The sequence below is a fragment of the Flavobacterium sp. TMP13 genome (assembly GCF_050847115.1).
Lineage (GTDB): Bacteria > Bacteroidota > Bacteroidia > Flavobacteriales > Flavobacteriaceae > Flavobacterium.
In genome coordinates, this window is record NZ_CP193656.1 from 1,273,560 (window position 1) to 1,285,669 (window position 12,110).

A 12,110-nucleotide genomic window follows, 5' to 3' on the forward strand; every position below is an offset into this window, starting at 1 on the left:
GCTACTTATTAAATTCAGTAGCTAAAAGCAAAGTTACAGCATCTGCTCAAAAGGAGAAATTTAAATGTTTATTAATTAAAAACATTTAAAACGTATAAAATACGATATTAGATTTTACTGTAAAATCTGTTTATTCCACAAATCATGATATTGTCCTTTTTGCTCTAATAGCTTTTTATGATTTCCTGATTCTATAATTACACCCTCTTTCATGACTATAATTGTATCTGCATTCGCAATAGTACTTAATCTGTGCGCAATTACAATAACTGTTTTTCCTTGTGCGTTAAAATTGTCGATAACCTCTTTTACAATTCTTTCTGAGTTTGTATCTAATGAAGAAGTAGCTTCGTCCATCAATAAAATTTCGGGATTCTTGTATAATGCTCTTGCAATAGCAATTCTCTGTTTTTGACCACCAGAGAGCATGGTTCCGTTTTCTCCTATTTGAGATTGAAAACCATTTGATAGTTTCTCAACAAACTCCGAAATCCCTAATTGTTTCGCTAAATCTATAACGCGTTGTATATTGGGAAACGAATCCCCCAAAGCGATATTCTCAATAATATCTCCCGACAACAGATTAAGTTGTTGCGGAATAACACCTACACAATTTCTTAAAACTATGATAATGAATAAATTGAGTGTCATAATTCCCAATATATATATATCCTTCTTTTATAGGATACAAATTTTGTAGTAAAGAAATCAATGTCGTTTTTCCACTACCACTTTCTCCAACTATTGCAGTAGTTTCATTTTGCTTAAATACGGCATTAAAGTTTTTAAAGACTTCTGCCCTTGAACCATAACGAAAAGATACGTTCTCGAATTTTATATCTCCAAGATTCTCTTTAAGTAACACGATTTTATTTTCTGTCTCTTCTCGTTCCAAATCCATTATTTCAAAAAGTCTATCAGCTGTAATTAATGCATTTTGAGCCGTTTTGTTCATCCCGATTAAAGATGCAACTGGCGATGTAAAATAACCAATTAAAGCATAAAAAGAAAACAATTCTCCAGGAGTAATAGGCCTATCAATCACGTAACCAGATCCGATCCACATTAAAACAACCGTAAATATAGAGGCTAAAAATTGCGTAGATGTACCCGCAAAAATTCCATTTAATCCTGATTTATAAGTGGTAAACAAAAGCTTTACAAATTTGTTTTCTGTTTTTAGATTTGAAAAATCCTCAATACCAAATTCTTTAACAGTTCGTATATGGGTAACACTCTCTACAAGCTGTGTTTGTAGCTCGGCGGCATTTTCCATGATATTTCGCTCTACTTTCTTGTTGAATTTCTTTAGAATAAAATAAATCACCACATATAAAGGAATAACCAGTACTATTACCAAAGCTAGTTTCCAATAATAGGTAAACATTAAGATAAAGGAGAAAATTACGATAAAAACATTAACAATCATTTCTATAGCGACTTCATTTATAAAGGAACGAATTTTAACCGCATCGTTTATACGAGATGTAATTTCGCCAATCTGCATCGTATCAAAAAAACGTTGAGGTAAATGCAAAAGATGTTTGTAATACCCCAGAATTAATTTAGCATCAATTAACTGCCCCGTCTTCATTACAAATACACTCTTCTTAGAACTTAAATAGGCTTGGAGTAAAATAATCAAAATCATTGATATGCTTAATAAATTCAATAGCTTTTTATTACCATCTACCAGAACATAATCGGTAATTTTCTGTATATAAATTGACATTGCCAATCCTAAGACAGTAAACAATATTGCACCAATTAAGGCTTGAATTAGGATAGTTTTGTGTGGCTGTATAAGGTGCCAAAATCGTTTTACAGGCGAAACTTTTTCATTTCTAATTTTAAAATCATCATTGGGGGCAAAAAGAATTAGCACACCCGACCATATTTTTTGAAAGTCATCAATAGTATAGGTTTCCATTTTACCAAAACCCGGATCCATAACCGTGATTTTAGATTTTTCTACCTTGTAAATTACCACATAATGGTGTAATTGCTCTTTTGTAATAATGTGAGCAATGGCAGGAAGCGGAATCTTATCCAGAGAATCCAGCCCGCCTTTTACTCCCTTTGCAATAAATCCCATCTTTTGGGCTCCCTCAATAATCCCTAATACATTTGTACCTCTTTTATCTGTATTGGCATATTGTCTAATTCTTGCTATGGGCAAGTTAACGTTGAAATGGTTTCCAATAGATGCCAAACAAGCAGCACCACAATCTTGAATATCATGTTGTTTTATTTGTATTGAAGCCATTATGTTGTTATTTGCTTTGGATTTAACCAATCATCTACTTTATCAAACAATAAATCGAACAAACTTCTACGTGCTATGGTATATCTTGTTGTCAATGTCATTCCTTTGGAAACATTTGTTTTGTAACCTGATTTAAGCTGTAACTCTTTTGAGTGAAGTGCACAGCGTACTTTAAAGAAAGCCTGCTCTCCCTGAATGGTTATATTATGATCTATATCGATAACTTTTCCTTCTAATAATCCCCATTAATTGTAGTTGAATGCATCCAATTGAAATTTTACTTTTTGACTTTTTTGTATAAGCCCAATATCCTTGGGGGAAACATTATTCTCGACAATAAGATAATCTGCTGCCGAAAGTGTAGCGATTGGTTGCGAAGCATTTATAAAAGAACCTATCTGAACTCCTGAAAAATTTTTGATTGTTCCCGAAATGGGAGCTAGTACTAAATAATTAACTGATTCGGCTTTAATTTTAGCTACTGCACCATTCAGACTTTTTAATCGTTCTTCTAAATCTCTTTTTTGATTTTCCCAAGTCGACTTTTGTTGTCTTACATAACTTTGTAAAGCATGTTTTGTAAAGCGACATTCATAATCATATTTCTCAGATTCTGCTTTTGCAATAATATCTTTATCGTACAATTTTTTATTTCTGTCGTAATTTAGTTGAGACTGAGTAACTTTACTTTCTAATTCACTCTTACGTGCTTGAAATTTAAAAAAATCCTCCCGAGCAGTCGAAGTAGCTAAATGAGAGACTCTATTAAGCAATAGATTATTGATGTCTTTTAGCAAAGACGAAACGGAACGAGACAAAGTATCCTGAGTTTTTTTGTCTGCATCAAGGCTCAATTTAGAAATTTTTATGAGCGTATCTCCCTTTTTAACAATAGCATTATTCCTTAAAAAAAGCCAAGTAACCCTGCCGCTAACTATGGAGGTAACAGGAACATTATCGGTTTTACTGCGAATAACACCACGGCTCTGACTGCTGATATCTACTTTAATAATGGGTAATAACGTTAAGAAAATAATAAGCGCAAGAACTATTACCATATATATAGAGAGAGGCTTTTGGTTTTGTTTTTTGCGATAAGATTTTCGAGAGTGTTTATTGGGTCTGAACTAAAATTCATTTTTTTTAAATAAAAATTGAAAAAATACTTACAACCACGCTTAAAACAATGATCTGAAATGAAGTTTTTATATCTTTTAAACTCTTTGCCAAATCCTCATCCCACATAAAATGCAAACTCAATAAAAAAGAAAAACAATTGGAATATGGATTAATATTCCTAAAAACCGCACCTTCTTTGAATCGATAGAAATTTCTTTCATTTTATACTAATCTTTTAGTTTATAATTTCTAATAATTCTTGTGCAATTTTAATTTTATTAATAGTTGTCAATTCTGTTTCAATTTTTAGTTTCTTATGTCTGTTTTATTGTAAGTTAGAATTTCATTTATAAGTGTTTTTATTTAATTCTATTAAGTTTACTTAATGGCTGATATAAAATAAAGTCTTACCTAATATTTCTCCTAAAAGATAAAAGCAAAAGATGAAAAATAATGACGTATATAAGATTGTTAGTGCTTTTTTGTACTTTTTACCTAAAAAATTTTTTTCAAGTATACTTTGTTGTTCCATAATTTTTTTTTTAAATGAATTAGCTAATTGTCCTTGTCAAAATAAATCTAGGTGAAAATAATTGAAATTACTTGCTCTAGATTTCAATAACGTTACCTAGCATTAATATACTGATTGCAAGAAAAAAACCTTCTTGCAATCAGTATAAAAGTTTTTTTTAACATGATAAGGAACAATATAGTTCTTATTGTTTTCCTGCACATAAAATAAAAAAACTAATTTTAAATTACTTTAGAAAATAATATCATAAATAGCTTTCTACTTACAAGCATGCCCAGCTTCCGCATCTTTGTACCCAATATAGATTCCGAGAGCTATCGCAAATAACAATAATCCTCCACCATTAGTTTCTTTTTGTTCTTCTAGAGTTAATTCTTTTAAATTTTCCATAATTTTCAAATTAATTAGTTGCATAATATAAGGCTCTTCCTATTTTTTCTCCTGCATAATAACCAGCTCCCACGATAGAAATGCATCCTAAAATTATTGGAAGAATTCCCCCTTCAACTTCTTGTACTTCCTGAGCATTAAGCTCCACTAAATTCAAATCTTCTAAATTCACTAATGATAATTCCATAGTTTATTTTTTTAATTGTTAAATAATAATTTCAACAAAATCTTTTTCTCGAGAACTTTTTTGTTGAAGCAAACATATCATAGTTCTGTCTAGTAAAATTGTACGGAAGTTAAAACCTCCAAAAATTTCTTTTGCTTCGTTGTCTATTATCGTTTTAAGGGAATAATTTAATTCTAAGTCAAATGAAGTTTCGTAAAAAAAACTTTCTCGTTTTTTACAATATTTTATAGGAGCTTCTAGATCTTTAATAACATCAATTATGTTGTACAACTGGCTACGGCTTAGAGACATTTTTCTAGCAAAATTATCGGGTGTGCCTGTTTTTTCGGCGCCAATTAATTGATGCATCTTTTTTATCCGCTCTATTTGTTTGATAAAATTCATAAGACTGTATTATAAAAATTAATAAAAAACGATTCAAGTTTTTTTAGATTCTTGTTCTTCTCCGTAATCATTCGATTCAAGAATTAAAAGGTAATTTAAAACTTGTATTTAAATCTTAAACATTTAAATTTTATCCGTCTTTATCAGCGTTGCTTGCATCCGTTGCATCCGTTGCATCCGTGTATCTTGTAATTCAACATTTTTTCACCAAAGACAACCAATTTATCTAGTACGTATTTTAAAGAAGAAAGAAGAACCTTCACTTTTACAAAATTGGTGTAAAACTAAATAATTTTATCGTAATTTTTTATTTTTAACAAGATAATATTCGCAATTTTAAATCAGTGCAGAGATTCGCAAATTAATTCATGCCTGAAAATTAACCACAAAATCTCTGTAAAAAAGGTCACTGTATTTATTAACAAACATTTAAAGAGCAATGAATAGTTATTGCGCTTGAGATTAAATAGAAAACATTACTTTTGTGCGTCACAAAAAGAACTAAAATTAACAAATGGATATAGTTATTAAGCTTTCTCAATTTTTATTGAGCTTATCATTACTGATTGTTTTACACGAATTAGGGCATTTTATCCCTGCAAAATTATTTAAAACTAGAGTCGAAAAATTCTACTTATTTTTTGATGTTAAATATTCTCTATTAAAGAAAAAAATTGGAGATACGGAGTACGGAATTGGATGGCTGCCGCTTGGTGGTTACGTGAAAATTTCGGGAATGATTGACGAAAGCATGGACAAGGAGCAAATGGCTTTGCCGCCACAACCTTGGGAATTTCGTTCGAAACCAGCTTGGCAACGTTTGATTATTATGTTGGGGGGAGTTACCGTAAACTTTATTTTGGCGTTTATTATTTACATTGGAATGGCGTATGCATATGGCGATACTTTTGTGAAAAACGAAGACATTAAAGATGGTTATTTAATTGAAAACCCAGCGATGGTCAAAGCAGGGTTTAAAACAGGTGACAAAATTATCTCGATCGATGGCAAAAAAGTTCAAAATTTTGACAACGATATGAACATGAATGTTGTAATGGCGAGTACTGTGACTATTGAAAGAAATGGTGTGCAACAGACTTTACAGATGCCTAAAGATTTTGTAGATCAATTGTCTAAACATGAAAAAGGGTTATTGGTAAGTGTGCGTCAGCCGTTTGCTATTGGTGCTGTTGCTGATGATTCTCCAAACAAAGAATTACAAGCAAAAGATCTAGTTTTGAGTTTAAACGGTCAAGCGGTTAAATATTTTGACGAAGCAAAAGTTATTTTGGACCAAAACAAAGGGAAAACAATTCCTGCGAAAGTATTGCGCGACCAAAAAGAAGTAGATGTTAATGTTGTTGTTAGCAAAGACGCTAAACTGGGAGTTAATGTTGGTATCTTAGGTTTGACTTCGCTGCAAAAATTAGGGTATTACAAAATAAGTACTAAAAATTACAGTTTATTAGAATCGATTCCGGTTGGAATTGAGAAAGGTAAAGATCAGTTGTTAGGTTATGGAAAGCAATTGAAGATGATCTTTAATCCAGAAACCAAAGCGTACAAGCAAGTAGGTGGTTTTAAAGCGATCTTCGACATTTTTCCAAGTACATGGAGCTGGGAAGTTTTTTGGAGCATTACAGCTTTGCTATCGATTATGTTGGGAGTTATGAATTTATTGCCAATTCCGGCCCTAGATGGCGGACATGTAATGTTTTTATTATACGAAATTATTAGCGGTAAAAAACCGAGTGATAAGTTCCTAGAAAATGCTCAAATGGTTGGTTTTGTATTGCTTATCACTTTGCTATTGTTTGCAAATGGCAACGATATTTACAAAGCAGTTTTTGGGAAATAAAATATTTTTGTAAAAAGAGCTCAAATACTTTTGAAACATTAAAAATTCTCCTATATTTGCACTCGCTAAAAAGAACAGCAATTTCCTCCTTAGCTCAGTTGGTTAGAGCATCTGACTGTTAATCAGAGGGTCCTTGGTTCGAGCCCAAGAGGGGGAGCAACTTTTTAGCAAAACATAAGACCTTTAGGTCATTCCTTCTTAGCTCAGTTGGTTAGAGCATCTGACTGTTAATCAGAGGGTCCTTGGTTCGAGCCCAAGAGAGGGAGCAAAAAAGACTATCAGCAATGATGGTCTTTTTTTTGTTTACAACAATCCTAGCAAAAACAGTACTTCACCGTATTTTGTATCAATCGGTGATTTGTTGTTTGACAGGTTTTACAAGTTATTTTAGTAAAAAAAGGTAACATATTAGGCAACACCTATTTTTCTAAAAGGCAACACTTTTTTATCGTAACTAATTGTATGTCTGACTTAAACTCAAAGTTATGACAAAAGACAATTTTAAAATCCTAATTGTTCAAGGAAAGAATAGAACAAACAAGAAGAATCAATCTCCATTGTATTGCAGATTAACCCTAAATGGAAATAGAAAACAACTTAGCACAGGTATTCATATTGAAAGCGAATATTGGGACAATAAAAAACAAGTAGTCCTAATATCTCATAAATCTGCAACTCTATACAATTCTCTTCTTGAAAACATAAAATCAAAGGTCAATAGCATCTACATGATTTTAAAATTACAGGGAAATCCGTTTTCTGTAGAGGACATTCACGATAAATACTTAGGCAAAGAGCTAAAGAAAAGTGATTTTGTCCTTTCCTATTACAAACAGTATCTGTGCAAAATTAAAAAACTTGTAGGTCTAGAAATAAAAGACAACACGTATAAAAAATTCGTTTATGTTGGCAACCATTTGGAAGCGTTCTTGAAATGGAAATTTAAAAAAACAGATTATCCATTAGAAGAATTAACTCTACAGTTTCTCCATGATTTTGACTACTATTTAAAGACGGAGAAGCAGCAACAGCAAATTACCATCAATAAAACCATTCAGAGGCTTAGAACTCCTATAAAACAAGCCATTTCAGAGGGGTATCTGGATAGAGATCCGTTTATACTTCACAAGTCTAAAACAGTCCGTAAAACCGTAATTTTTCTTACTACAGAAGAACTCAAAATCCTTGAGGAAGCAGTGTTACAACAAAAAAGATTGTGCATCATTCAAGACTTATTTATTTTCTGTTGTTACACAGGACTAGCCTACAATGAAATGGCAAATCTTGAGAAGCAAAATATACAGATAGGTTTTGATGACATTAACTGGATTCAGATGAAGAGAGAAAAAACACAGCGTCAAATCTCAATTCCAATTCTGCCAAAAGCACAAGAAGTAATTGAGAAATACTCAATGGATAGTAATCGCATATTTCCTCCGAAAAAGTAGCATTTGTCATTTGACAAGTTTTTTCATAAAAAAACGTATCCTATTTGGTATCCCTAAAAAAAATTGCGGTTTCTATTTTTGAAGCCGAATAAGCACAAAAAAAAAGAGCTTCGCAATGACATCATTGTTATTTAAATCTTGGTAATCTTAAAATCAACTCTACGATCTCTATCGTCGCCTATTTCTAACGGAAATTGGTTTCCGAATCCTTGATACGTCATACGACTGCGCGACACTTTTTTCGAAATTAAATACAAGTAAACCGATTTGGCCCGGTTCCACGACAAGCGTCTTTCTTTGGTTTCTCGGTCGATCCCGTCCTCATATCGCTCAGGAGTGCAACATACGTGACCTTGTATTTCAAAATTCAGTGTTTTCTTTTCATTTAATATCTCAGCAACATTGTCTAAAACCTTGGCAGCTTCTCTCGTCAATCGGCTGCTGCCTATTTTAAATTGTACACTCGCCAAGCTTACATAAGTACCAATTTGTAATTCATCTCTAAAAGAATTTCGAACGCCTTGACCGTAATTGTTTTTTTTAACCAGCAGCATGTCAACTCGACGATTCTTAGATCTCGTTTCTTGCAAATCTCCTACACTGTCCTTTTGTACGATTATGCGGCCTTTGCCCTCTAGTACGATTATTTTGCTTTTGTTGAAGCCATGGGCCTCTAAAGCTTCTTGAACCGTTTGGACACGATAAGTAGATAGCCGATAATTGTATTCATCGTTGCCTCTGTCATCACAATAACCATAAATCTGAATGGATTCAATTTTAGAAGTATCGATGTCTTGAATAAAAGTACTAATTATGGTTGTTTGTTTATGTGATAGCGTGTATTTGTCAAAATCAAAATACACGGTTTCGAGAGATTTTTTTTGAGCAGAAAGAGAACTTGCAAACAATATAAAAAGCAGTACTTTTCTAACCATGCTACATTTTTAAAATGGACTTATATTGCGATTGGTTGTTTAAAAGTTCAACCGATTTTTTAATTTCAGAATTATCTTTAATGTAAAATTGATACAATCCTTCTTGGTATTGGTACCGCTTAATAAGTTCTTCCTGAATTAAACTGCTAATTTCTTTTTTATTTTTATCCAACAAAGTGGTTTCGCTTTTTTCGATAGCGGTTACTAATTGTTGGTATTCTGCGGTGATGGCACTATCGATCTGATCTTTCTTAGCCGCTTCCAAGGTTTTTTTTAGTGCTAGTTCCGTCTCTGTATCCAGCGTGATTTTATTAGTTTTTAGAAAGTTTTTAAAATCCGAATAGTCACTATCTGAAAGAGTCGGAATCTTCGTTCCTAAACTTGGATTCTTATAATAGTAGTTAGTTGCGTAATCAAAAATACCATCATTTTTTAAAAGTGCCGTAGCAATTGGACTCATTTTAGATTTGTCTAATTCTACATCTGGTAAAACACCACCGCCGTCAAAAACCGGCCTTCCTTTTCTGGTTTTAAACGCATTGTAATTTTTTGCATCTGTTTTACTTGCAACACCATTTTTATCTTTATGCGTATAATCTAATGACTGAATGCAACGACCAGAAGGCGTATAATATCTAGAAATAGTTACTTTCAGTTGCGTTCCATAGGTCAAATCAACCGAACGTTGCACGAGACCTTTTCCAAAACTACGACTTCCTAAAACTACCGCTCGGTCTAGATCTTGCAAAGCACCCGACACAATTTCAGAAGCCGAAGCACTTCTTCCATTTACGATAATGGCTAATGGAATTTGAGTATCTACCGGCTCTTGAGTCGTTTTATAGGTAGTATTGTTTTTTTCGATTCGCGACTTAGTCGTTACAATTACTTCGTTTTTAGCAACAAACAAATTGCAAATACTAACCGCTTCATTTAATAAACCACCAGGATTGCCACGCATGTCCAAAACAATTTGAGTGGCTCCGTCTTTTTTAAGTTTTTCTAATGCTTCTTTGGTTTCGTTGGATGCTTTTCGATTGAAATGTGATAAAACAATGTATCCTGTTTTAGAATCAATCATTCCAAAAAAGGAAACCGATTTAATATCGACTTCATCCAAAACAAGCGTAGTTGCATTTGTTTTTCCTTGTCGTAAATATTTAACTGGAATTTTAGTGTTTTTAGTTCCTTTGAGCAACTGCGAAGCATCTTCTTTAAAATCGGCTACCAGAACGTCTCCAATTTGAATAATTTCATCTCCTGCTTTTAAACCTGCTTTGTCAGCAGGATAATTTTTGTACGGTTCGCGAATTAATAATCGGTCTTTTTTTCTCGTAATTAATGCGCCAATTCCAGTGTATTCGCCCGTGTTGTTAATTTTAAATTGTACAACGTCTTGCTCGTTAAAATAAACGGTATACGGATCTAAACTTCCCAGCATGCTTTTTATGGCCTTGTCCATCAATTCAGCGGGATTGGTTTCGTCTACATAGTTGGTATTAACGGCTTTAAATAAAGTCGTAAAAATTTCTATTTGCTTGGCAATTTCAAAAAAGTCGTCTTTGAAACTTGTTCCAATCAATAAAAATGCTGAAGCAACTACAGGAATAAGAACTTTTTTTGGTAATGAAAATAACATTGGTTTTATTTTTTCTTTTAAAAATCTAGAAAGGACTGATTTAGAGCTAAAACTACGATAATTTTGAGAATGAAGATGCAATAGACTTCACAAAATTAAAGCAGAAACAATTTATTCGGATGCGGGAGCGATCTGAATTCTAAACTTCTCAAATAACTGGATTGTTTTTTTATTAATTTCTTCAAACGACAATCTGTCTTTGGTTTGGTAAAAAATCATAATCGAGTAGGATGAGGTTAAGCCATCGTGCAACATATTTTTATTCAAACGATAGGTTTCTCGCAGTACTCTCTTAAAATAATTGCGATCAACTGCCTTTTTAAAATGTTTTTTAGAGACAGAAACGCCAATTTTTGAGTCCGCAATTTCAGTGTCCGAATTTTGGCGATATACCAAGCGCAAAGGGTATTTAGAAACCGATTTTCCGTCGGTAAATAAAAGACCGATGGTGGTTTTACTTTTTAAACGTTCGCTTTTTGGGTATTTAAAATTCATTTTTTAACTGAAGAAATAGAGATTCGTAGGCCGCAAAGGTACACTTTAACCCTAAATCTATTAATGATTTTTTAAATTAGTCAAAAATATATTTATTACTTTTGTGCTTAATTCTTAAGCATGCAAAAAATAATTTCGTATCCCTTATCCGTAATTTACTATTTGTGTTTCGGTCTGTGTTTGGTGATTTTTCATCCCATTCAATGGATTTGTTTCAATATTTTCGGGTATCAGGCCCACAAAAAAAGCGTTGATTACCTTAATTTATTTCTGTTAAGATGTACCAATTTAGTTGGAACCAGCTATACATTTACTAATATGGAGAGCATTCCGAAAGGAGTTCCTATTATTTTTGTGTCCAATCATCAAAGTATGTACGATATTATTACAATGCTTTGGTATTTACGTAGTTTTCATTGTAAATTTGTGAGTAAGAAAGAGTTAGGATCTGGAATCCCAAGTGTTTCTTATAATTTACGTCATGGAGGCTCTGTTCTCATTGACAGGAAAGACCCTAAACAGGCCATTCCTACTATAAAAGGATTGTCTGAATATATCGAAAAAAACAATCGTTCGGCAGTGATTTTTCCCGAAGGAACGCGAAGTAAAGACGGAAAACCCAAAGAATTTGCACAGAGTGGATTGAAAATTCTCTGCAAATACGCACCGTCAGCATATGTTGTTCCGATAACAATTAATAATTCTTGGAAAATGGTAAAATTTGGATTTTTCCCTGTAGGTTTGGGAAATCATCTTACCTTTACCATTCATAAAGCCCTTGCTGTCAAAGAGCATGATTTTGAAACCATAGCTATAGAAGCTGAAAAAGCAGTTGTAAGTGCAATCAAACTTTAAAA

Annotated in this window: 10 protein-coding genes, 2 tRNA genes and 1 pseudogene; 5 read left to right on the forward strand and 8 right to left on the reverse strand. The window is 32.7% G+C overall.

Translation table 11 applies throughout. From position 1 onward, the window contains the following. Positions 1-114: 114 nt before the first annotated feature. The 5 genes and pseudogenes from ACRASX_RS05520 to ACRASX_RS05540 form a co-directional block, all read right to left on the reverse strand. Positions 115-2,266 (reverse strand): annotated as a pseudogene (locus ACRASX_RS05520) (peptidase domain-containing ABC transporter). Positions 2,267-2,511: 245 nt separating this feature from the next. Then, positions 2,512-3,324 (reverse strand): HlyD family secretion protein, encoded by an 813-nt coding sequence (locus ACRASX_RS05525; RefSeq protein ID WP_432222693.1) that lies wholly within the window; start codon positions 3,322-3,324, stop codon positions 2,512-2,514. A gap of 851 nt (positions 3,325-4,175) precedes the next feature. Further along, complete coding sequence (locus ACRASX_RS05530) at positions 4,176-4,331, reverse strand: hypothetical protein (protein ID WP_432222694.1); 156 nt, start codon at positions 4,329-4,331, stop codon at positions 4,176-4,178. Continuing rightward, positions 4,318-4,494, reverse strand: a complete 177-nt coding sequence (locus tag ACRASX_RS05535) for a class IIb bacteriocin, lactobin A/cerein 7B family (protein ID WP_432222695.1) — start codon at positions 4,492-4,494, stop codon at positions 4,318-4,320. Before ACRASX_RS05535 ends, ACRASX_RS05530 begins: the two co-directional genes overlap by 14 nt. Before the next feature lie 18 nt (positions 4,495-4,512). After that, on the reverse strand, positions 4,513-4,878 hold the full coding sequence (locus ACRASX_RS05540) for a hypothetical protein (protein WP_066312411.1): 366 nt from the start codon (positions 4,876-4,878) through the stop codon (positions 4,513-4,515). A gap of 514 nt (positions 4,879-5,392) precedes the next feature. On the opposite strand from ACRASX_RS05540, the gene rseP reads away from it, so the two are divergent. The 4 genes from rseP to ACRASX_RS05560 all read left to right on the forward strand — a co-directional run bounded on the left by rseP (position 5,393) and on the right by ACRASX_RS05560 (position 8,184). Next, positions 5,393-6,736 carry an RIP metalloprotease RseP gene (gene rseP, locus ACRASX_RS05545; RefSeq protein WP_066312413.1) on the forward strand — a complete coding sequence of 448 codons (1,344 nt, stop codon included), beginning with the start codon at positions 5,393-5,395 and terminating at the stop codon, positions 6,734-6,736. Positions 6,737-6,819: 83 nt separating this feature from the next. Further along, positions 6,820-6,893 (forward strand) — tRNA-Asn (locus tag ACRASX_RS05550). A gap of 35 nt (positions 6,894-6,928) precedes the next feature. Continuing rightward, a tRNA-Asn gene (locus ACRASX_RS05555) sits at positions 6,929-7,002 on the forward strand. A gap of 219 nt (positions 7,003-7,221) precedes the next feature. Next, positions 7,222-8,184 (forward strand): phage integrase SAM-like domain-containing protein, encoded by a 963-nt coding sequence (locus ACRASX_RS05560; protein WP_432222696.1) that lies wholly within the window; start codon positions 7,222-7,224, stop codon positions 8,182-8,184. Positions 8,185-8,315: 131 nt separating this feature from the next. Here the strand turns inward: ACRASX_RS05560 and ACRASX_RS05565 are convergent, their stop codons facing one another. The 3 genes from ACRASX_RS05565 to rnpA all read right to left on the reverse strand — a co-directional run bounded on the left by ACRASX_RS05565 (position 8,316) and on the right by rnpA (position 11,253). Continuing rightward, the gene (locus ACRASX_RS05565) at positions 8,316-9,119 is read right to left on the reverse strand and encodes an OmpA family protein (protein WP_432222697.1); all 804 of its coding nucleotides are present in this window, start codon (positions 9,117-9,119) and stop codon (positions 8,316-8,318) included. 1 nt (position 9,120) lies between these two features. After that, entirely contained in the window at positions 9,121-10,758 is a 1,638-nt protein-coding gene (locus ACRASX_RS05570; protein ID WP_432222698.1) for a S41 family peptidase, read from the reverse strand. A 111-nt stretch (positions 10,759-10,869) separates the two neighbouring features. Next, positions 10,870-11,253: a ribonuclease P protein component gene (rnpA, locus tag ACRASX_RS05575; RefSeq protein WP_432222699.1), complete on the reverse strand. Its 384-nt coding sequence runs from the start codon at positions 11,251-11,253 to the stop codon at positions 10,870-10,872. A 120-nt stretch (positions 11,254-11,373) separates the two neighbouring features. Between rnpA and ACRASX_RS05580 the strand changes: the two genes are divergently transcribed. Continuing rightward, positions 11,374-12,108, forward strand: a complete 735-nt coding sequence (locus tag ACRASX_RS05580; protein ID WP_432222700.1) for a lysophospholipid acyltransferase family protein — start codon at positions 11,374-11,376, stop codon at positions 12,106-12,108. Positions 12,109-12,110 lie beyond the last annotated feature (2 nt).

Bases quoted from the DNA above. Each gene is read 5' to 3' on its own strand.
- ACRASX_RS05530 (WP_432222694.1), bottom strand. From the start codon at position 4,331: ATGCAACTAATTAATTTGAAAATTATGGAAAATTTAAAAGAATTAACT.
- ACRASX_RS05565 (WP_432222697.1), bottom strand. From the start codon at position 9,119: ATGGTTAGAAAAGTACTGCTTTTTATATTGTTTGCAAGTTCTCTTTCT.
- ACRASX_RS05560 (WP_432222696.1), top strand. From the start codon at position 7,222: ATGACAAAAGACAATTTTAAAATCCTAATTGTTCAAGGAAAGAATAGA.
- rseP (WP_066312413.1), top strand. From the start codon at position 5,393: ATGGATATAGTTATTAAGCTTTCTCAATTTTTATTGAGCTTATCATTA.
- rnpA (WP_432222699.1), bottom strand. From the start codon at position 11,253: ATGAATTTTAAATACCCAAAAAGCGAACGTTTAAAAAGTAAAACCACC.
- ACRASX_RS05570 (WP_432222698.1), bottom strand. From the start codon at position 10,758: ATGTTATTTTCATTACCAAAAAAAGTTCTTATTCCTGTAGTTGCTTCA.
- ACRASX_RS05525 (WP_432222693.1), bottom strand. From the start codon at position 3,324: ATGGTAATAGTTCTTGCGCTTATTATTTTCTTAACGTTATTACCCATT.
- ACRASX_RS05535 (WP_432222695.1), bottom strand. From the start codon at position 4,494: ATGGAATTATCATTAGTGAATTTAGAAGATTTGAATTTAGTGGAGCTT.
- ACRASX_RS05540 (WP_066312411.1), bottom strand. From the start codon at position 4,878: ATGAATTTTATCAAACAAATAGAGCGGATAAAAAAGATGCATCAATTA.
- ACRASX_RS05580 (WP_432222700.1), top strand. From the start codon at position 11,374: ATGCAAAAAATAATTTCGTATCCCTTATCCGTAATTTACTATTTGTGT.